The organism is Streptomyces sp. CA-278952, from assembly GCF_028747205.1.
Taxonomy (GTDB): domain Bacteria; phylum Actinomycetota; class Actinomycetes; order Streptomycetales; family Streptomycetaceae; genus Streptomyces.
The window spans coordinates 2284235-2304598 of sequence record NZ_CP112880.1 but is presented as its reverse complement, the minus strand read 5'-3'; the positions used below and the strand labels follow the sequence as shown (position 1 = coordinate 2304598).

The window sequence follows — 20364 nt, the reverse complement described above, 5'->3', positions numbered from 1 at the left end:
AGAAATTGCAGAAGATTCCTGGGGGTCGGCCCCCAGACCCCCTTAAGAAACTTCGGGCCCAACAAGGAGAGCAGGGAACCCAGATGGCGGAGCTCACGATCCGGCCGGAGGAGATCCGGGACGCACTGGATAACTTTGTCCAGTCGTACCAGCCGGACGCGGCCTCGCGCGAGGAGGTCGGTACGGTCAGCGTTGCCGGCGACGGCATCGCGAAGGTGGAGGGTCTTCCCTCCGCCATGGCGAACGAGCTGCTGAAGTTCGAGGACGGCACCCTCGGTCTCGCCCTCAACCTCGAGGAGCGCGAGATCGGTGCGATCGTCCTCGGCGAGTTCAGCGGCATCGAGGAGGGCCAGCCGGTGCAGCGCACCGGTGAGGTGCTCTCCGTCGGCGTCGGCGAGGGTTACCTCGGCCGCGTCGTCGACCCGCTCGGCAACCCGATCGACGGTCTCGGCGAGATCGAGACCGACAGCCGCCGCGCCCTCGAGCTGCAGGCCCCTGGCGTCATGGTCCGCAAGTCGGTGCACGAGCCGATGCAGACCGGCTACAAGGCCGTCGACGCCATGGTGCCGATCGGCCGCGGCCAGCGTCAGCTGATCATCGGCGACCGTCAGACGGGTAAGACCGCTCTGGCCGTCGACACGATCATCAACCAGCGTGACAACTGGCGCTCGGGCGACGTGAACAAGCAGGTGCGCTGCATCTACGTCGCCATCGGTCAGAAGGGTTCCACCATCGCCTCCGTGCGTGGTGCGCTCGAAGAGGCCGGTGCGCTGGAGTACACGACCATCGTCGCCGCCCCGGCGTCCGACCCGGCCGGCTTCAAGTACCTGGCGCCGTACACCGGTTCGGCCATCGGCCAGCACTGGATGTACGCCGGCAAGCACGTCCTGATCATCTTCGACGACCTCTCGAAGCAGGCCGACGCCTACCGCGCCGTGTCCCTGCTGCTGCGCCGCCCGCCGGGCCGCGAGGCCTACCCGGGTGACGTCTTCTACCTGCACTCGCGTCTGCTGGAGCGCTGCGCCAAGCTCTCCGACGAGATGGGCGCCGGTTCGATGACGGGCCTCCCGATCGTCGAGACCAAGGCGAACGACGTGTCGGCGTTCATTCCGACCAACGTCATCTCCATCACCGACGGCCAGTGCTTCCTGGAGTCCGACCTGTTCAACGCGGGTCAGCGTCCGGCGCTCAACGTCGGTATCTCGGTCTCCCGCGTCGGTGGCTCCGCCCAGCACAAGGCCATGAAGCAGGTCTCCGGCCGGCTTCGCGTGGACCTCGCCCAGTACCGCGAGCTGGAGGCGTTCGCCGCCTTTGGTTCCGACCTGGACGCGGCCTCGAAGGCCTCGCTGGAGCGCGGTAAGCGCATGGTCGAGCTGCTGAAGCAGCCGCAGTACGCCCCGTTCCCGATGGAGGAGCAGGTCGTCTCGGTCTGGGCCGGCACCACGGGCAAGATGGACGAGGTCCCGGTCGAGGACATCCGCCGCTTCGAGGGCGAGCTGCTCGAGTACCTGCGCCGTGAGCGCAAGGACCTCCTGACCAGCATCGCCGAGGGCGGCAAGATGTCCGACGACACGCTGCAGTCGATCGCGGACGCGATCGCCGCCTTCAAGCAGCAGTTCGAGACCTCGGACGGCAAGCTCCTGGGCGAGGGCTGATCGATGGGCGCTCAGCTTCGCGTTTACAAGCGCCGCATCCAAGCCGTCACCGCGACCAAGAAGATCACCAAGGCGATGGAGATGATCGCCGCCTCGCGCATCGTCAAGGCGCAGCGCAAGGTGGCGGCGTCCAAGCCGTACGCGACCGAGCTCACCCGTGCGGTGACCGCGGTGGCGACCGGTTCCAACGCCAAGCACCCGCTCACCACCGAGGTCGAGGCCCCGACCCGGGCCGCGGTCCTGCTCGTCACGAGCGACCGCGGTCTGGCCGGCGGCTACTCCTCCAACGCCATCAAGGCCGCGGAGCGACTGCGCGAGCGCCTTGCCTCCGAGGGCAAGGAGGTCGACACGTTCATCGTCGGCCGCAAGGGTGTCGCGTACTACGGCTTCCGCGAGCGCAAGGTCGAGGACTCCTGGACCGGCTTCACCGACAACCCGGCGTACGGAGATGCCAAGCGCATCGCCGCCCCGTTGATCGAGGCCATCCAGAAGGACACGGCCGAGGGCGGCGTCGACGAGCTGCACATCGTCTTCACGGAATTCGTGTCGATGATGACGCAGAACGCGGTCGACGACCGGATGCTGCCGCTTTCGCTCGACGAGGTGGCGCAGGAGAGCACCCGCAAGGGTGAGATCCTTCCGCTGTTCGACTTCGAGCCGTCGGCCGAGGACGTCCTCGACGCCCTTCTGCCGCGCTACGTCGAGAGCCGCATCTACAACGCACTGCTGCAGGCGGCCGCTTCCGAGCACGCTGCCCGCCGCCGCGCGATGAAGTCGGCCACCGACAACGCCGGGGACCTCATCAAGAGCCTGTCCCGGCTTGCCAACGCGGCCCGACAGGCCGAAATCACCCAGGAAATCAGCGAGATCGTCGGCGGTGCCAGTGCTCTGGCCGACGCGACCGCGGGGAGTGACAAGTAATGACGACGACAGTTGAGACGGCCGCTGCCACGGGCCGCGTCGCCCGGGTCATCGGCCCGGTCGTCGACGTGGAGTTCCCCGTCGACGCGATGCCGGAGATCTACAACGCCCTCCACGTCGAGGTCGCCGACCCGGCCGAGGACGGCGCCCGCAAGACGCTGACCCTGGAAGTCGCCCAGCACCTGGGTGACGGCGTGGTCCGCGCGATCTCGATGCAGCCCACCGACGGCCTGGTCCGCCAGGCCCCGGTGACCAACACCGGCAAGGGCATCATGGTGCCGGTCGGTGACATCACCAAGGGCAAGGTGTTCAACACCCTCGGTCAGATCCTGAACGACCCGGAAGCCGAAGCGCAGATCACCGAGCGCTGGCCGATCCACCGCAAGGCCCCGGCCTTCGACCAGCTCGAGTCGAAGACCGAGATGTTCGAGACCGGCCTGAAGGTCGTCGACCTGCTGACCCCGTACGTCAAGGGCGGCAAGATCGGTCTCTTCGGTGGTGCGGGCGTCGGCAAGACGGTCCTCATCCAGGAAATGATCATGCGTGTGGCGAAGCTGCACGACGGTGTGTCGGTGTTCGCCGGTGTCGGTGAGCGCACCCGTGAGGGCAACGACCTCATCGACGAGATGACCGAGTCGGGCGTTCTGGAGAAGACCGCGCTCGTCTTCGGCCAGATGGACGAGCCGCCGGGGACGCGTCTGCGCGTGGCCCTGTCCGCCCTGACCATGGCGGAGTACTTCCGCGATGTGCAGAAGCAGGACGTGCTGCTCTTCATCGACAACATCTTCCGCTTCACGCAGGCCGGCTCCGAGGTCTCCACGCTGCTCGGCCGCATGCCGTCCGCGGTGGGTTACCAGCCGACCCTGGCCGACGAGATGGGTGTGCTCCAGGAGCGCATCACCTCGACGCGTGGTCACTCGATCACCTCGATGCAGGCGATCTACGTCCCCGCGGACGACCTGACCGACCCGGCCCCGGCCACCACGTTCGCCCACCTCGACGCGACGACGGTTCTCTCCCGTCCGATCTCCGAGAAGGGCATCTACCCGGCCGTGGACCCGCTGGACTCCACGTCCCGCATCCTGGACCCGCGTTACATCTCGCAGGACCACTACGCCGCGGCCAGCCGCGTCAAGGGGATCCTCCAGAAGTACAAGGACCTCCAGGACATCATCGCGATCCTCGGTATCGACGAGCTGGGCGAGGAGGACAAGCTCGTTGTCCACCGTGCCCGTCGCGTCGAGCGCTTCCTGTCGCAGAACACCCACGCCGCCAAGCAGTTCACCGGCCTGGACGGTTCGGACGTTCCGCTCGACGAGTCGATCTCCGCGTTCAACGCGATCTGCGACGGGGACTACGACCACTTCCCCGAGCAGGCGTTCTTCATGTGCGGTGGCCTGGACGACCTCAAGTCCAAGGCCAAGGAGCTCGGCGTCTCCTGAGCCTCCGGCTCACCGAGGGGGGTGGGTGTGTCCCGCCCCCCTCACCACGCCCCGTAGAATTGAACCGACACCCGGCCGGGCGGCCGGGTGGTGACCCGAGGAGCCACCCTTGGCTGCTGAGCTGCATGTCGAGCTGGTCGCCGCCGACCGAAGCGTCTGGTCCGGCGAGGCCACCCTGGTCGTCGCGCGCACCACGTCCGGCGACATCGGCGTCATGCCCGGTCACCAGCCGCTTCTCGGTGTGCTGGAATCGGGCCCGGTGACGATCCGCACGAGTGAGGGCGGCACCGTCATCGCCGCTGTGCACGGTGGATTCATCTCGTTCGCGGACGACAAGCTGTCGCTGCTGGCCGAGATCGCCGAGCTGGCCGACGAGATCGATGTCGAGCGCGCCGAGCGGGCGCTGGAACTCGCGAAGTCGGATGCGGACGCCGCTGCCCAGCGGCGCGCCGACGTACGACTGCGCGCGGTGGCGGTGCGCTAGCACCCCCACTGACAGATGTCTTTACTCAGCCGCGGCCCGAGCTGGAGCGATCCAGCCGTGTCGCGGCTGAGGCGATGCAGGTGCAATACGGTTTCGGTGTTCGTTACTCGACGATGCGAGGAGGTCGGTGGAGATGGTCCTCGCGTTGTGGGTGGGCGCGTCCGTCATCGTCACGGTCCTGTTGGGACTGTTCGTCTTCGGCTTGCGCCGGAGGCTGATCCAGCGGTCCGGAGGGACCTTCGACTGCAGCCTGCGCTGGGACGTGTCGGAGGAACCCGATGCGCTCGGCAAGGGCTGGGTCTACGGGGTCGCCCGCTACAGCGGTGACCGCGTCGACTGGTTCCGGGTCTTCTCCTACGCTCCTCGCCCCCGCCGGGGCCTGGAGCGTTCTGCGATCGAGGTGATCGCCCGCCGGCTTCCGGAGGGGGAGGAGGAGCTCGCGCTCCTGTCCGACTCCGTCGTGCTCGGCTGTCTCCACCACGGGACGCGCCTGGAGCTGGCGATGAGCGAGGACGCCCTGACCGGCTTCCTCGCCTGGCTGGAGGCGGCACCGCCCGGCCAGCGGGTCAATGTGGCTTAACAGGCAGCCCCGCTGGAAGGGGGTCCCCCCGGACGAAGTCTGGGGGAGGGTCAATGTGGCTTAACAGGCAGCCCCGCTGGAAGGGGGTCCCCCCGGACGAAGTCTGGGGGAGGGCCGATGTGGCCTGACAACGTCGCATAAGCGTGCGTACACAGCGAAAAACCGGGGAGACGGGGGGCGGACCCGTCTCCCCGGTGCTTTTCCGGGGTGGTGCTTGCCGTTATGGCGTGGGGAGCACCGTGGTGCTTACTGGAGGCCGGTCTTGATGGCGTTCACCAGTTCACCGTTGTTGGTGTCGCCGGAGAACTCCCAGAAGAACGCGCCACCGAGGCCCTGGTTCTTCGCCCAGGTCATCTTGGTGCCGATGGTGGCCGGGGTGTCGTAGCTCCACCAGTTGGTGCCGCAGTGCGCGTAGGCCGTGCCGGCGATGGTGCCGGTGGCCGGGCAGGTGTTCTTCAGGACCTTGTAGTCCTCGTTGCCCGCCTCGTACGTGCCCGGGGCCGCGCCGGTCGCCGTGCCGCCGGGGGCGGACTGGGTGACGCCGGTCCAGCCGCGGCCGTAGAAGCCGATGCCGAGGAGCAGCTTCTTGGCGGGGACGCCCTTGGCCTTCAGCTTGGCGATGGCCTCGGAGGAGGAGAAGCCGGCCTGCGGGATGCCGGTGTACGGGGTCAGCGGCGAGTGCGGGGCCGTCGGGCCCTTGGCCGCCCAGGCGCCGAAGAAGTCGTACGTCATCACGTTGTACCAGTCGAAGGACTGGGAGGCGCCGCCGTAGTCGGCCGCGTCGATCTTGCCGCCGTTGGAGCCGTCCGCGGTGATGGCGGCGGTGACCAGGTACTTCGGGCCGAACTTCGCCCGCATGGCGTCGGCCATGGTCTTGATCGAGGCCGGGCCGCTGGTGTCACAGGTCAGACCACAGGCGTTGGGGTACTCCCAGTCGAGGTCGATGCCGTCGAAGACATCGGCCCAGCGGGGGTCCTCGACCAGGTCGTGGCAGGACTGGGCGAAGGCGGCGGGGTTCTGCACGGCCTGGCCGAAGCCGCCGGACCAGGTCCAGCCGCCGAACGACCAGAGAATCTTGATGTGCGGGAACTTGGCCTTCAGCTTGCGCAGCTGGTTGAAGTTGCCGCGCACCGGCTGGTCCCAGGTGTCGGCGACGCCGTCGACGGACTGGTCGGCGGTGTACGCCTTCTCGTAGTCGGCGTAGGCGTCACCGATGGTGCACTTGCCGTTCTGCACGTTGCCGAAGGCGTAGTTGATGTGCGTGATCTTCGCGGCGGAACCGGACGTCACCAGGTTCTTGACGTGGTAGTTGCGCCCGTAGACGCCCCAGTTGGTGAAGTAGCCCAGGTTGACCTTGTCGCCGCCGGGCTGCTCGCCACCGCCGCCGGTGGTCCGCACGGAGACGGCGCCGGAGGCCGGGCCGGTCTGGTCGGCGGTGTCCCGGGCCTGAACGGCGTAGGAGTAGTCGGTGCCCGCGGTCAGACCGGTGTTGGTGTACGTCGTGCCGGTGACCGTGGCGACCTTCGCGCCGTCCCGCAGCACGTCGTAGTTCTTGATGCCCTTGTCGTCGGTCGCGGCGCTCCAGCTGAGCTTCACCGAGGTGTCGGTGACGTCGCTGGTGGTGGGGGTGCCGGGGGCCGAGGGGGCGTTGTCGCCGGGGACGCTGCCGCCGTCACAGGAGGCGCCGTTCAGCTTGCAGCCCGTGGGGGAGCCGGAGCCGGTGCCGTTGAAGCCGAAGCTGATGCTGGCGCCGGGCGCCACGGACCCGTTCCAGGAGAGGTTCTTGGCGGTGTAGTGGTTACCGCTCTTGGTGAGGGCGGCGTCCCAGGCGGAGCCCGCCGAGGTGCCCGAGGGGAAGTCCCACTCGATGGTCCAGGAGGAGAGCGCGGTGGTGCCGGTGTTCTTCACCGTCCACTGGCCCTCGAAGCCGCTGCCCCAGTCCGACTTCTTGGTGTACGTGGCGGTGGCCGACGTGGCTGCCGTGGCGGGGGTCGCGAGCCCCACCATCGCGGCCAGCGGCACGACCAGCGCGGTCAGGCCCGCGATGACCTTGGACCGGCCGCTGCGTGCGGCGACCCATCGAAATCTGGATCGGCGTTGGGGGGATTCTGTGCTCAACGGAGCTCCTCGGGTGAGGTCCAACAAACGGGGATGATTCGTGGACTGCAAACCCTGCGCCGCCCTGAGTACAGGTGTTCTCGTACTCACCGCAGTGTGTGACGGTGACAGTAGGAAGGTCTGGACCAATCGTCAAGAGGTCTGGACCAAAGATCAGGACGTGGCTCGAAACCCCAACTCCTGCGCCAGAACCGCCGCCTGAACCCGGCTGCGCAGCTCCAGCTTGCCCAGCACCCTGCTGACGTGGGTCTTCACCGTGGCCTCGGCCATCGAGAGGCGCAGCGCGATCTCCGCGTTCGACAGGCCCTCGCCCAGGCACCCCAGCACCTCGCGCTCGCGCCGGGTGAGCGCGTCCAGCACCGCCGGATCGGCCGCCCCCCGGCCGCGTACGGCTGACGCCCCGGCGAACTCCGCGATCAGCCGCCGGGTCACGGCCGGGGCGATCAGCCCCTCGCCGCGCGCCACCGTCCGTACCGCCTCCAGCAGATCGCGGGCGTCGGTGTTCTTCAGCAGAAAGCCGGAGGCCCCCGCGCGCAGCGCCCCGAAGACGTACTCGTCCAGATCGAACGTGGTCAGCACCAGGACGTCCGCGAGCCCCTCATCGACCACCTGCCGCGTCGCCGCCACCCCGTCGAGGCGCGGCATCTGCACATCCATCAGCACCAGGTCCGGGCGGAGTTCACGCGCCAGGCGCACCGCAGCCTCGCCGTCCCCCGCCTCTCCGACGACCTCGATGTCCGGCGCGCTGGAGAGGATCAGCACCAGCCCCGCGCGCACCGCCGACTGGTCCTCGGCGACCAGTACCCGGATCGTCATTCCCGCATCGTTCCTTCCGTCGCGGGCAGTTGAGCCCGCACCCGCCAGATCTTGGTTCCGTCGCCGTCGTCGCCCGGCTCGGCCCCGGCGTCGAACGCCCCGCCGAGCAGCGCCACCCGCTCCCGCATGCCCACCAGGCCCGCTCCCGAACCGGGCGCCGTCGGACCGGGGCGGCTGCCGAACACACTGGTCACCTCGATCGTCAGCACCCCGTCGCCGTGGGCGAGCCGCACCACGACCGGGCCCGGCGCCGCGTGTTTGAGGGCATTGGTCAGGGACTCCTGCACGATCCTGTACGCGGCCAGCTCGACCGGCGTCGGCAGCGCGGCGGACACCGCCTTCCCGGCGTCCTCCAGGGTGCAGACCAGCCCGCTGGACGTCCCGTTGACGTTCGTCTGCTCGACGAGCACGTCCAGGGACGCGAGCGTCGGGGCCGCCGCCGGGGCGTCGTCCTCGCCGCCCTCCCGCAGCAGCCCGATCAGCCGGCGCATCTCCGACAGCCCCTCGACGCTGTTCTCCCGGATCACCTTCAGGGCGTTCCGGGAGGTATCCGGGTCGTCGATGGAGAGGGCCGCCGTGGAGTGGATCGCCACGGCGGAGAGGTGGTTGGCCACCATGTCGTGCAGCTCCCTCGCCATCCGGGCGCGCTCTGCGACCACCGCCTGCGTCCGGTCCATCTCGGCGAGCCGCGCGGTCTGGCGGGCGGCCAGCCGGGCGGCCTCGGCGGCGACGCGGTGGTTGCGCACGACGACGCCGGTGATCGCGGGCATGAAGGAGACCAGCCCCGTGACGACGCCGATCAGCAGCGCCTCGGGCCGGCGGAACCAGGACAGGAAGCCGACCGTGCTCGCGACGGTGATCAGGAGCGTGGCCACCGGGATCCGGCGGGCCGCGGCCGGGGTCCCGTACAGCACGGCCGCGTACATGATGTCCGAGAACATCAGGATGGTCACCAGATTGCCCCGGGTGAACTGGTCCGCGACGAGCATGACCGTGCCGACGGTCAACGCGGTCCGCGGGGCGCTGCGGCGCAGCAGCTCCATCGCGGCCATCACGGTCATCGGTACGAGGGAGACCCAGGGGGCGGCGAAGGGGCGGCCGCCCTGGGTGTGCAGGCCCAGCAGCCACAGGAGCAGCCCGCCGAGCAGCCCGGAGACGGCCAGGGCCACCGCGTCGCGGTCGGGGCGGATCGAGGTGAGCACCTCTCCATCCAACACGCACCGCCGCCCCCGGACCTCCCTTCGCGGGCCGATCCGCGAGTACATCGAAGGATGCAGTCCCGTTTCGTCACTGCCGACGACGTGTCCGCGCCCGGCGGCCGGGAGGCTGGAAGGGAACGGGAGGAGAGAGTCGTGATCGCCCTACTGGTCGTGGCCTGCGAGGTCGCATTCTGGGTTCTGCTGGCCGCCGGGCTCGCCCTGCGGTACGTCGCGAGGAAACCGAAGCTCGGCGCGGCGGTGCTGCTGTGCGAGCCGCTGCTGGAAGTCGTGCTGCTGGTGGTGACGGCCATCGATCTGAAGAACGGGGCCGAACCGGACTGGAAGCACGGCCTGGCCGCCGTCTACATCGGCTTCACGGTGGGTCTGGGCCACTCCACCATCAAGTGGGTGGACGCCCGCGTCGCCCACCGCTGGTTCGGCGGCCCGCCGCCGGTGAAGCCGCCGAAGTACGGCATGGCGCGCGCCGCCCACGAGTGGCGCATCGTCGCCCGCTGGATCCTCGCCGCGGCGGTCGCGCTGGGCCTGCTCCAGGCAGCCGTCTGGTACGTCGGCTCCGGCGGGGAGATCAGCTCGCTGCGTGGCTGGCAGCAGAAGATGGGGCTGGTCATCGGCATCAACCTGATCATCGCCGGGGGCTACACGCTGTTCCCGAAGCAGGCTCCGAAGGACGCGGTGACGGAACGGGAGCCGGCCGACAGGCTGTAGGCCTACCGCTCGCCGCCCGGCACCCACAGCACGTCCCCGACCTCCTTGTTCGCGCTCCGCGCCAGGATGAACAGGAGGTCGGAGAGGCGGTTGAGGTAGGTGGCGGTCAGGGTGTTCATCGACTCCCCGTGCACCTCCAGCGCTGCCCAGGTGGACCGCTCGGCGCGCCGCACCACGGTGCACGCCTGGTGCAGCAGGGCCGCGCCGGGCGTACCGCCGGGGAGGATGAAGCTGCGCAGCTTCTCCAGCTCCTCCAGGAAGGTGTCGCAGTCCGCCTCCAGCTTGTCGATGTAGGACTGCTCGACCCGCAGGGGCGGATACTTCGGGTCCTCGATCACCGGGGTGCACAGGTCCGCGCCCACGTCGAAGAGGTCGTTCTGGACGCGTACGAGGACCTTCACCAGCTCCTCGGGCAGCTGCCCCAGCGCGATGGCCGCGCCGATCGCCGCGTTGGCCTCGTTGGCGTCCGCGTACGCCGAGATCCGCAGATCGGTCTTGGCGGTGCGGCTCATGTCGCCGAGGGCCGTGGTGCCCTGGTCGCCGGTCCGGGTGTAGATGCGCGTCAGATTGACCATGGGCCCAGCGTAGTTACGCTCCGGCCCGCCGGGAGGCCCGTGTGCCCACTGTCACGGCCGCGGCGGCGGCTGCTCGGCGACCAGGCCCTCAACTACGCGCGAAGCGGAGCCGAATGACGCGTCCCGGTGTGATGTCCGTCATCTGAGACGTGACGCGCATCTCTTCGCCGCCCCAGCGCGCCCGACGGGTACTAACCTCCGCCGGAGAGCATGTGAACCGCCGTGAACAATCGGGCACGGGCGAACAGAGACCAAGGGGTGCGAACGTGGCCAGGAAGCTTGCCGTCATCGGGGCCGGACTCATGGGATCCGGGATCGCGCAGGTCTCCGCCCAGGCGGGCTGGGACGTCGTGCTGCGGGACGTCACCGACGCCGCGCTGACCCGGGGCCGTGACGGCATCAAGGCCTCGTACGACAGGTTCGTCTCCAAGGGCAAGCTGGACACGGCCGACGCCGAGGCCGCGCTCGCCCGCATCACCACGACCACCGACCTCGACGCCGTCGCCGACGCGGACGTCGTCGTGGAAGCCGTCTTCGAGAAGCTGGAAGTCAAGCACGAGATCTTCCGGGCCCTGGACAAGGTCGTCGGCGAGAACACCGTCCTCGCGTCCAACACCTCCGCCATCCCGATCACCAAGATCGCGGCCGTGACGGAGCGTCCGGAACGCGTCGTCGGCGTGCACTTCTTCTCGCCGGTCCCGATGATGCAGCTCTGCGAGCTGGTGCGCGGCTACAAGACCAGCGACGAAACCCTCGCCACCGCCCGGGAGTTCGCCGAGTCGGTCGGCAAGACGTGCATCGTCGTCAACCGTGACGTGGCCGGCTTCGTCACCACCCGGCTGATCTCGGCGCTCGTCGTCGAGGCCGCCAAGCTGTACGAGTCGGGCGTCGCCTCGGCCGAGGACATCGACATCGCCTGCAAGCTGGGCTTCGGCCACGCCATGGGCCCGCTCGCCACCGCGGACCTGACCGGCGTCGACATCCTCCTGCACGCCACCGGCAACATCTACACCGAGTCGCAGGACGAGAAGTTCGCCGCTCCGGAGCTGATGCGCCGGATGGTCGACGCAGGTGACATCGGACGCAAGAGCGGGCAGGGCTTCTACACGTACTGACCGGACCCGGCTCCTCGGCCCGCCGGCCCGCCACCGTCCGGGCCGGGGGAGCCGGGGATTCTACCCGGCGGGTACCGGTCCCCGGCGAACCGGAGTCACTCCACCGAGTGAATTCGATATCGGTTCGCTTACAGACGGCAACTTCCCTGTCGTCGCGACAGTCAGTGGTGGCAGAGACAGGGCGCCACGCATGGCGGAGGCAGCGCCTTCGACACAGGGCCGACGGCGGCACGGTCGGCCGACGGCAGAGCAGACAGACGGATCTTCTACGGAGCATGACCGGGGAGCGCATATGCACATCAGGGGCGACCACGCCGAGCTGGTCGTCGGGGGCCGCCTCGACGTCCGAAGCGCGGCGGACGCCCGTACGGTCCTGCACTCGGCCGTGGACGACGGAGTCGGCGACCTCGTGCTGGACCTGACCGAGCTGGACTCCTGGGACGCCACCGGACTCGGCGTCATCATGGGGGCCCACCGCCGGGCGGGACGGGCCGGACGCCGCCTCGTGCTGCGCGGCGTGCCGCCACAGATGCAGCGCCTCCTGGTGGCCACCCGGCTGCACCGCATCCTGGCCATCGAGGGCGGCATCGCCGCCGAGTCGCTGCCGCGCGTCTGAGGACGTGCGGGCGGCCGCCCGCCCCGCCGGGATCCGGACGGCCGCGCGCCGTCCGCAGGGTCCCGGACGGCCGGACGGACCGCACCCGGCGGAAGAAGTCACGCAATCCTCACCGGAACGTGACGTCCTGGACGGCGTGGCACCCCGGCGGTTCGTGAATACTGTGCCAAGGTCTAGGGTTCGGCCGTCCGCCGAATGACAACGAACCCATGGGCGGACACCGGACCGGAAGCGACAGCGGGGCGCGTGTGAGGCCGGGAGGGGCAACCGCGCACGACGCGTCTTGGGGGACTTTGCGATGGACCCGACACACCGGGCACCCGATGAGTACGGGCAGGGCCACGACCGCTCCGGCGGTGAGCCCGGCCACCGCCGGCCGTCCCGCGAATCCGGCGGCGCCGACTTCGGCCCGGGGACACCGCAGCAGGTCCGCGTCGTCCAGCTGACCGTCGGCGACCTGCTGCTCACCGTCAACCCCGTCGACGGCAGCGAGGTCGAGTCCTGCCCGCCCGGCTCGGGCCCCGACGCCCCGGTCCGCCGCACCCCCGCCGAACGCGCCGACCACGAACGCGCCGGAGCGCCCCCGGTGCCCGCGGGGCCGCCCGCCCCGCAACCGCCTCTCCTGGAACGCGAGGAGGAGCGCGAACGGCTGGTCCGCCTGCTGGCGCGCGGTCGCAGCGTCCGCCTCACCGGTCAGGCCGGGTCCGGCCGCACCGCGCTGCTGGACGCCGTCGCCGCCGACTGCGCGGAGCTGGCCCCCGACGGAGTCGTCCGGCTCAACGGCCGGGGCCGCACCGGCGCCGATCTGCTGCACGCCCTCTTCGACACCGTGTACAAGGCCCCGAACCACCGCCCCGACCGCGACGAACTGCTCGCGCTCGTCCGGTCCATCGGCGCCGTCGTCACCATCGACGACCTGGAGATCGGTGGAGCGGCCCTCGACGAACTGCTCGCCGCCACCCCCGAGTGCGCCTTCCTGCTCGCCGCCACACCGGACGGCTCCACCTCCGGCGTCACCGCCCCCGGCGTCGACGCCCATCTGGAGGAGGTGCTCCTCGCCGGCCTCGGCCGCGGCGCCTCGCTGGCCCTGCTGGAGAAGGTCGTCGAACGCCCCCTCACGGAGGATGAGCGGAACTGGGCGGGCGACCTCTGGTTCGAGTCCGAGGGCCTGCCGCTCCGCTTCGTCCAGGCCGGATCGCTCCTCGTACAGCGCGACCGGCTGCGCGCCGGCCCCGAAGCCTTCGACGAGTACGACTACTTCGAGCCACGCGCGGACGACGCGCCGCCGGCCCCCGCGACGCTCGCCGCCGAAGCCCTCGACGTCCCGCTGCCGAGCCTCGGTGAGGGAGCCGCGCCCGCCGCGCTGCTCGCCTCCCGGCTCAGCGAGGCGGCCCGTGCCACCCTGCGCTTCGCCGTCGCCCTCGGCGGCGAGGTGCCCCACCAGGCCCATCTGCCGGCGCTCGTGGGCGACACCCACGCGGACGCCGCGCTCGGCGAGCTCGCGGGCTGCGGCCTGCTCTCGCCGGCCGGCCCCCGCTACCGCCTCGCCGCCGGAGTCCTCGCCCAGCTCGCGGCGGCCGGATACGAGGACGACGCGGCCGCCCACGCCCGTACCGCCGCCCAGCACTACGCCTGGTGGGCCTCGCACCCCTCGGTCACCCCGGAACGGGCCGTCGCCGAGGCGGACGCGATCGTCGCCTCCCTGGGCCGGCTGGTCCCGGGCGACGAGGCGGGAGCGGCCAGCGCCGCCGTCCTGCTGGCCCGCGGCGCCTCCCCGGCCTTCGCGGCGGGCCTGGGCTGGGGGGCCTGGGAGCGGGCCCTCAGGATCGGCCAGGAGGCCGCCAGGATCGCCGGCGAGGTCGCCGAGGAGGCCTATTTCCACCACGAGTTGGGCGTCCTCGCGCTCTGCACCGGCAATCCGGACCGGGCCAGGACCGAGCTGGAGACCTCGATCGGGATGCGCGGCGCCCTCGCCGACAGGTCCGGGGCCGTGGCCGGACGCCGCGCGCTCGCCCTGGTCGCGGACCGCTCCGGCGACTTCGCCCCCCTCGGCCGCACCGCATCGGGCGACGAGGTGCCCGCGGTGCGCCAGGACGGTCCGGGCACACCTCCCGGCGGGTTCCCGGGCGCACCGGTGTTCCTGCGGCAGCCGGCCGAGGAGCAGCCCACGGTCGTCTCCTCGCTGCCGCCCGGCCCCGCCGCCCGCAAGGGGACCGGCCGGGCCGTCCTGGGCGGCGCCCGGCGCAACCTGGCCGCCGCGGGCGCGGGCGCCGTGCTGATCGCGGTGCTCGGCACCGTCGTCACGCTCGGCGTCACCGCGGGCGACGGCGACGAGCCGGGCAGCCGCAACGTCACCACCGAGCAGACGGCCACCGAGGACCCGACCGACGACGGCCTGCCCCCCAAGGAGTCGGAGGACGGCTCCGTCCCGGCCGGGGAGACCACCGGCGGTGAGACGGCCGCGACTCCGAGCGCCTCGGACTCCGCGAGCCCGAGCACCTCCGGCTCCCCGTCCCCGAGCGCCTCCACGTCGGACGGTACGCCGCCGGGGACGGACGACCCGACGGACGACGGGAGCAGCTCCCCGAGCGAGCCGACGCCGAGCGGCGAGCCGACCGAGCCCACCAAGCCGCCGACGACTCCGCCCACCACCCCGCCGACGACTCCGCCCACCGAGACGCCGACGACCCCACCGACCGAGACACCCACCGACGACCCGTCGGACCCGGAAAAGGGCTCTTCCTCCTCGGCGGCCGGCCCCGCCGAGGAGGCGAGCGCCCCGGAGTCCGAGGCGGCCACCGACCCGGCGGTCTGAGCAGGCCGGACGGCTGAACGTACGAGGGCCGGGCGGCTCACGCTTCCGCGTGAGCCGCCCGGCCCTCGTTGACGCCGTCGCTCAGAACAGCCGCAGCTTGTCGTCCTCGATGCCCCGCATCGCGTTGTAGTCCAGGACCAGGCAGCCGATGCCGCGGTCCGTCGCCAGCACCCGGGCCTGCGGCTTGATCTCCTGCGCGGCGAAGACGCCCCGGACCGGCGCGAGGTGCGGGTCGCGGTTCAGCAGCTCCAGATAGCGCGTCAGCTGCTCCACGCCGTCGATGTCACCGCGCCGCTTCAGCTCCACGGCCACCGTCTGCCCGTTCGCGTCCCGGCACAGGATGTCCACCGGCCCGATGGCGGTGGGGTATTCGCGGCGGATCAGGGTGTGACCCTCGCCGAGGATCTCCATCCGGTCCGCGAGCAGCTCCTGGAGGTGCGCTTCCACGCCGTCCTTGATGAGCCCCGGGTCGACGCCCAGCTCGTACGACGAGTCGTGGAGGATTTCCTCCATCGTGATGATCAGTTTTTCGCCCGCCTTGTTCACCACGGTCCAGACGCCTTCCTCACCGTCGGCGCCCTCCTTCAGGGTGCACGGCGGGGACATCCAGTTGAGCGGTTTGTACGCCCGGTCGTCGGCGTGGATGGAGACGCTCCCGTCCGCCTTCACCAGGATCAGTCGGGGGGCGGAGGGCAGGTGGGCTGTGAGCCGGCCCGCGTAGTCCACGGAGCAACGGGCGATGACGAGACGCATGGTCGGCAACGCTACTCGACGACGGGGGCTCGACGCGATTTCCCCAGCCGTCGCCCCTGTCACTCGGTGCACACCGCGACACGGTGATGCGGGCTTGCCCCTCTTTGCGCCCCTTCGTTATTGGCCGGTTGTGTTCCCAATCTCCTGGTGCGGCCCCGACTGCGCGCTTACCGTGGAAGCAGGAGGTCGCCGTCCGTGCACGCTGCGTCGTCGCCGCCCCCCTTCCCTGCCCGTAAGGCCCCGGCCATCGCCCGGGGTCGCGAGAGGAGAACCCATGTCGCTCGACGTCTCACCGGCGCTGTTGGAACAGGCCGAGCGAGGCGAGGTCGACGAAGCCGACTTCGTCGACTGCGTCCGGACCTCCCTGCCCTTCGCATGGGAGATGATCAGCTCGCTGGTGGCTCAGCTGAAGGTCGACGGCGGACAGTTCGCCGACAACCAGACGCCGCCGCCGGACGAGCAGGCACGTGGTCAGCTGCTGCGCGCGCTCGCGAGTGATGCGATACGCGGCGCGCTCCAGCGGCACTTCGGAGTGCGCATCGCATTCCAGAACTGCCACCGCGTAGCGGTGTTCCCGCTGGACGCCTCGGTCGACGACCGACTGGCCAAGTTCACCTCGGTGAGGGGCCAGTTGCTCAACCAGTCGCCCGGACTTCGGGACTGCTGAACGCTTCTGCTGCCGTCCCGGGCCGCAGGAGGTGCAACTGGCCCCGGGGCGGCGGCTCCCGCACCACCGCACCACCCGTCCAGTAGATCCCAGCTGTTCGGACGGCTCGGAGGAAGCACCGGCATGCGCAGGTCAGGTGAGCAGTGGCAGTACGTCGGCGCCCAGCCGCCGGACGTTCTCCTCGGTCGCCGCGAGATCGCCCGACCCCTCGACCAGGAGGGCGAAGCGCGTGATCCCGGTCCGCTCGGCGGTGGCCGCCAGCCGGTCGGCCGCCAGCCGCGGCGGGCCCACCGGGTGCAGCCCGCAGAGCAGTTCCGTGTACGCGACCGGGTCCCGCATCACGCGGCGCCTGCCGTCGACCGTGACATGGGCGTCGAGCCCCTGGCGCAGCCAGCCGGGCATCGACTTCACCAGCAGCTCCGTGGCCTCCCCGGCGCCGTCCTCGATCTGGGCCACCCCGGCGGACACATGTGCGGCCCCCTCCACCACCTCGGGCGGATGGCCGGCCTCCCGGGCGGCCGTGCGCCACAGGGCGACCATCTCCGCCTTCTCCTCGTCCCCGCAGTGCATCCCCAGCAGCATCGGCAGCGCCTGCCGGGCCGCGAGCCGCACGCTCTTCGGCGAGGTGCACGCCACGACGACCTCGGGCCCCGCGCCACCCGGCCCCGCGTCCGCCGGGCCCTCCAGCAGCTCGTCCGGGCGCGGCACCACCGCCACCTCGCGGAAGCCGAACCGCTCGCCGCGCCCCGCGACGCGCGGCTCCCGCAGCCAGTCGAGCACCAGGTCGAGCGCCTCGGGGAAGCCGTTCTCGTACGCGTCGAGACCGCCGCCGAACACTTCCAGGTCCACCCAGGGCCCGCCCCGCCCCACCCCGAGCGAGAAGCGTCCGCCGCTGGTCAGGTGCAGCAGCGCGGCCTGCTCGGCGAGGGCGACCGGGTGGTGGTTGGGCAGCACGCTGACCGCCGTGCCGACCTGGATTCTGCGGGTGCGGCCCAGCAGCAGCGCCGCCAGCGTGGTCGCGGACGGGCAGACCCCGTACGGCACGAAGTGGTGCTCGGCCAGCCAGACCGAGTCGAGACCGCTCTCCTCCGCGGCCTCGGTGGACCGGACGGCCCGGTGCAGAGCCTCACCCGGCCCCTGTCCGGGGAACTGGGCTGCCAGAACGAACGTTCCGATGCGCATCGCCTATTGCCTCCTTGCGGCCGACGCGTTTCTCCCCCACGGGCAACAACGTCTGACACGTGCCAAAGGCACGGTCCCGGCGGAAGTTGTTGCGATTTTCCGCTAACTCACCCCACTGCCGAACAGGGCCGCCGGACAGCCCGGCCGTCACCCCCGATGGCAGGCTCTAGGCTTGAGCGAAACCGCGTCCGATCCGCCCCGTGAGGTGTCCCGTGTCCCCGCGCCGTAACCGCCCCCGTGGCGGCGAGAGTCACGACGAACGCCCCGGCCCGGCGTACGGCAGGTACGGCGGGGGAGGGGCCACCGAGAGCTGGCAGGGCGAGGAGTGGTCGGTGCGCCCGGTCAGCGGCGCGAGCGCCCAGGGCAAGCGGTACCGCTGCCCCGGCTGCGACCAGGAGATCCCCTCCGGGGTCCCGCACCTCGTGAGCTGGCCCGAGTTCGGCGGCATCGAGGACCGCAGGCACTGGCACAAGGCGTGCTGGAACGCGAAGGACCGCCGCACCACCAGGGTGCAGCGGTCCCGGAACGCTCCGCGTTACTGAGGGCGACCGACCCCGTCGACCTCAGCCCTCGCGTGGCCCCTTCCGACCTCGCGCGACCCCTCAGACGTCGCGCCGGTTCAGTATCGCGACGGCTCCGCACAGAACCGCGGCGGCCAGGCCCAGCATCAGCAGCGGCGGCTCCCAGCCGGTCGGACCGGTACTGGTCATCGTCGTGCCGTATATCCCGCCGATCTGGTTGGGGATCGAGTAGTCGATCAGGAAGTGCCGAAGGCCCCGCAGGCTGTCGTCGAACATGAACAGCGCGAGGACCAGGGGCGCCAGCACCACGCCGATCATGATGGTGATCGCACCCGCCGAGTGCCGCACAATCGCGCCGACCCCGAGCGACAGCAGGCCGAGGGCGGCGAGATAGAGCCCGACACCGGCCGTGGCGAGCGCCCAGTCGCCGCCCGACGCGACGGGGCCGTCCAAAATCAGGGTCTGGAGCCCCGCCACGACCGCGGCGGTCACCGTCGTGACGGTGAAGGTCAGCGAGGAGAATACGATCGCCTTCGCCGCGAGCACCCGGCCCCGGCTCGGACAGGCCGTCAGCGTCGTACGGATCATGCCGGTGCTGTACTCGGACCCGATGGTCAGCACACCGAGCGTGATCACACAGATCGAGCCCAGCAGCACCCCGAAGAAGCCGAGGGCCAGGGCCGGCTCGTCCGGCATACCGCCGCCGCTGCTGTCCGCTGCCAGCAGCAGCGCGGTGCCCGGCCCGACCGTCAGCATCAGCGCGATCATCACGCCGAGCGTCCAGACCGTGGCGCGCACGGAACGGATCTTGGTCCACTCCGCGGCGACCGCGTCGCCCAGGGTGGCGGGCCGGATCGGGATCGGCGACTCGTAGGAGGCCGGCGGGCCGGCGTCCGACGCCTGCTCGTGGGCCCGCGGGGTGGCCGGCGTCGTCATCGGAGGTCCTTGCTCGTCTGCTCTCCGGCCGTGGCGGCGGGAGAGGGATCGGCTGCGGGGGAGGGCGCCGCGGGCGCGGGGCTCCGGCCCGGCACGGGCGGCGGCGGGGCGTACCAGCCCTCCTGCGGCACCACCACCGGCTCGGGGTACGCGAAGCTGTCGGCGCTCCCGTACGCGTCCTGGGGCAGCGGCTCCACGAGCCCCGCCTTGGCGTCGTCCGTCGAGCGGTAGTCCACCAGGCCCTGTGTGAGGCGCATGTACGCCTCCTCCAGGGAGGCCTGGTGCGGCGACAGCTCCCAGAGCCGTACGTCGCAGCCGTGGGCCAGGTCACTGATCCGCGGCAGCGGCAGCCCGGTGACCCGCAGGGCTCCGCCCGGCTCCGTCATGACCCGGCCGCCCGCCTCGACGAGCGAGGCCGTCAGCTTCTGCCGCGCCTCGGGGCCGTCGTCCGGCACCCGGACCCGGGCGAAGTCGGCGGAGTTCGCGGAGATGAAGTCCGTGACGCTCATGTCGGAGAGCAGCCGGCCGCGCCCGATCACGATCAGATGGTCGGCGGTGAGGGCCATCTCGCTCATCAGGTGGGACGAGACGAAGACCGTGCGTCCTTCGGCGGCGAGCGCCCTCATCAGATTGCGGACCCAGTGGATGCCCTCCGGGTCGAGACCGTTGACCGGCTCGTCGAACAGCAGCACCTCCGGATCGCCGAGCAGCGCCGCCGCGATCCCGAGCCGCTGCCCCATCCCGAGCGAGAAGCCCCTGGAGCGCTGCTTGGCGACGTCCTGGAGGCCGACGACGCCCAGCACCTCATCGACCCGGGCCGCCGGGATGCCGGCCAGCTGGGCCAGGGACAGCAGGTGGTTGCGGGCGGTGCGTCCGCCGTGCACGCCCTTGGCGTCCAGCAGGGCGCCCACCTGGCGCGGGGCGTTCGGCAGGTCGCGGTAGGGGTGGCCGCCGATCGTGACGCGACCTGCGGTGGGGCGGTCCAGGCCGAGGATCATGCGCATGGTCGTGGACTTGCCCGACCCGTTGGGACCGAGGAACCCGGTGACGGCCCCGGGCCGCACCTGGAAGGAAAGGTCGTCCACGGCCGTCTTCGCGCCGTAGCGCTTGGTCAGGCCGACTGCCTCGATCATTCTCCAGCCCCATCGACTCACTCTGTCGTTCGGGGCTCGGGCCACCCGGCCGCGCACCCCCGTAAGAGTTAGGAGGATAACCAGGCGGTGACGGTTCCGGCCAAGTTGCG

General features: G+C 70.9%; 19 protein-coding genes. 11 read left to right on the top strand and 8 right to left on the bottom strand.

Annotated elements, in window-relative coordinates; translation table 11 throughout:
- Window positions 1–83 precede the first annotated feature (83 nt).
- From atpA to N7925_RS09940, 5 genes are all read left to right on the top strand, one after another.
- Window positions 84–1655, top strand: a complete 1572-nt coding sequence (atpA, locus tag N7925_RS09960; protein WP_265599318.1) for a F0F1 ATP synthase subunit alpha — start codon at window positions 84–86, stop codon at window positions 1653–1655.
- 3 nt (window positions 1656–1658) lie between these two features.
- Window positions 1659–2576, top strand: a complete 918-nt coding sequence (locus tag N7925_RS09955) for a F0F1 ATP synthase subunit gamma (RefSeq protein WP_265599317.1) — start codon at window positions 1659–1661, stop codon at window positions 2574–2576.
- Window positions 2576–4018, top strand: coding sequence for a F0F1 ATP synthase subunit beta (gene atpD, locus N7925_RS09950; protein WP_265599316.1), 1443 nt, complete (start codon window positions 2576–2578; stop codon window positions 4016–4018). Before N7925_RS09955 ends, atpD begins: the two co-directional genes overlap by 1 nt.
- A gap of 109 nt (window positions 4019–4127) precedes the next feature.
- Window positions 4128–4502 carry a F0F1 ATP synthase subunit epsilon gene (locus N7925_RS09945; RefSeq protein ID WP_003966248.1) on the top strand — a complete coding sequence of 125 codons (375 nt, stop codon included), beginning with the start codon at window positions 4128–4130 and terminating at the stop codon, window positions 4500–4502.
- A 133-nt stretch (window positions 4503–4635) separates the two neighbouring features.
- A complete protein-coding gene (locus N7925_RS09940) occupies window positions 4636–5082 on the top strand; it encodes a DUF2550 domain-containing protein (protein ID WP_026290719.1) in 447 nt (148 codons plus the stop codon).
- Between the two features lie 246 nt (window positions 5083–5328).
- Here N7925_RS09940 and N7925_RS09935 read toward each other — a convergent pair whose 3' ends face one another.
- From N7925_RS09935 to N7925_RS09925, 3 genes are all read right to left on the bottom strand, one after another.
- Window positions 5329–7200 carry a glycoside hydrolase family 18 chitinase gene (locus N7925_RS09935; RefSeq protein ID WP_265599315.1) on the bottom strand — a complete coding sequence of 624 codons (1872 nt, stop codon included), beginning with the start codon at window positions 7198–7200 and terminating at the stop codon, window positions 5329–5331.
- A 153-nt stretch (window positions 7201–7353) separates the two neighbouring features.
- Window positions 7354–8016 carry a response regulator gene (locus tag N7925_RS09930; protein ID WP_265599314.1) on the bottom strand — a complete coding sequence of 221 codons (663 nt, stop codon included), beginning with the start codon at window positions 8014–8016 and terminating at the stop codon, window positions 7354–7356.
- The gene (locus N7925_RS09925; protein WP_274346428.1) at window positions 8013–9218 is read right to left on the bottom strand and encodes a sensor histidine kinase; all 1206 of its coding nucleotides are present in this window, start codon (window positions 9216–9218) and stop codon (window positions 8013–8015) included. The genes N7925_RS09930 and N7925_RS09925 overlap by 4 nt, the downstream gene beginning before the upstream one ends.
- Before the next feature lie 150 nt (window positions 9219–9368).
- Between N7925_RS09925 and N7925_RS09920 the strand changes: the two genes are divergently transcribed.
- Complete coding sequence (locus tag N7925_RS09920) at window positions 9369–9941, top strand: hypothetical protein (protein ID WP_274343652.1); 573 nt, start codon at window positions 9369–9371, stop codon at window positions 9939–9941.
- A 2-nt stretch (window positions 9942–9943) separates the two neighbouring features.
- Here N7925_RS09920 and N7925_RS09915 read toward each other — a convergent pair whose 3' ends face one another.
- Window positions 9944–10516 (bottom strand): cob(I)yrinic acid a,c-diamide adenosyltransferase, encoded by a 573-nt coding sequence (locus N7925_RS09915; RefSeq protein WP_265599312.1) that lies wholly within the window; start codon window positions 10514–10516, stop codon window positions 9944–9946.
- A 266-nt stretch (window positions 10517–10782) separates the two neighbouring features.
- Here N7925_RS09915 and N7925_RS09910 point away from each other — a divergent pair, with 266 nt between their 5' ends.
- The 3 genes from N7925_RS09910 (at window position 10783) to N7925_RS09900 (ending at window position 15062) form a co-directional block, all read left to right on the top strand.
- A complete protein-coding gene (locus N7925_RS09910) occupies window positions 10783–11631 on the top strand; it encodes a 3-hydroxyacyl-CoA dehydrogenase family protein (protein WP_274343651.1) in 849 nt (282 codons plus the stop codon).
- Window positions 11632–11923: 292 nt separating this feature from the next.
- On the top strand, window positions 11924–12247 hold the full coding sequence (locus N7925_RS09905) for an STAS domain-containing protein (RefSeq protein ID WP_003966237.1): 324 nt from the start codon (window positions 11924–11926) through the stop codon (window positions 12245–12247).
- Window positions 12248–12545: 298 nt separating this feature from the next.
- On the top strand, window positions 12546–15062 hold the full coding sequence (locus tag N7925_RS09900) for an ATP-binding protein (protein WP_274343650.1): 2517 nt from the start codon (window positions 12546–12548) through the stop codon (window positions 15060–15062).
- A gap of 81 nt (window positions 15063–15143) precedes the next feature.
- On the opposite strand, the gene nucS is transcribed toward N7925_RS09900, so the two are convergent.
- The gene (nucS, locus tag N7925_RS09895; RefSeq protein WP_265599309.1) at window positions 15144–15815 is read right to left on the bottom strand and encodes an endonuclease NucS; all 672 of its coding nucleotides are present in this window, start codon (window positions 15813–15815) and stop codon (window positions 15144–15146) included.
- A 274-nt stretch (window positions 15816–16089) separates the two neighbouring features.
- Here nucS and N7925_RS09890 point away from each other — a divergent pair, with 274 nt between their 5' ends.
- Window positions 16090–16482, top strand: a complete 393-nt coding sequence (locus tag N7925_RS09890) for an SCO5389 family protein (protein ID WP_018958973.1) — start codon at window positions 16090–16092, stop codon at window positions 16480–16482.
- A gap of 132 nt (window positions 16483–16614) precedes the next feature.
- On the opposite strand, the gene N7925_RS09885 is transcribed toward N7925_RS09890, so the two are convergent.
- The gene (locus N7925_RS09885) at window positions 16615–17664 is read right to left on the bottom strand and encodes an LLM class flavin-dependent oxidoreductase (protein ID WP_265599308.1); all 1050 of its coding nucleotides are present in this window, start codon (window positions 17662–17664) and stop codon (window positions 16615–16617) included.
- Between the two features lie 212 nt (window positions 17665–17876).
- On the opposite strand from N7925_RS09885, the gene N7925_RS09880 reads away from it, so the two are divergent.
- Entirely contained in the window at window positions 17877–18206 is a 330-nt protein-coding gene (locus N7925_RS09880) for an ATP/GTP-binding protein (RefSeq protein WP_265599307.1), read from the top strand.
- Window positions 18207–18266: 60 nt separating this feature from the next.
- Here N7925_RS09880 and N7925_RS09875 read toward each other — a convergent pair whose 3' ends face one another.
- The gene (locus tag N7925_RS09875) at window positions 18267–19121 is read right to left on the bottom strand and encodes an ABC transporter permease subunit (protein WP_274343649.1); all 855 of its coding nucleotides are present in this window, start codon (window positions 19119–19121) and stop codon (window positions 18267–18269) included.
- Window positions 19118–20254 (bottom strand): ABC transporter ATP-binding protein, encoded by a 1137-nt coding sequence (locus tag N7925_RS09870; RefSeq protein ID WP_274343648.1) that lies wholly within the window; start codon window positions 20252–20254, stop codon window positions 19118–19120. Before N7925_RS09870 ends, N7925_RS09875 begins: the two co-directional genes overlap by 4 nt.
- Window positions 20255–20364 lie beyond the last annotated feature (110 nt).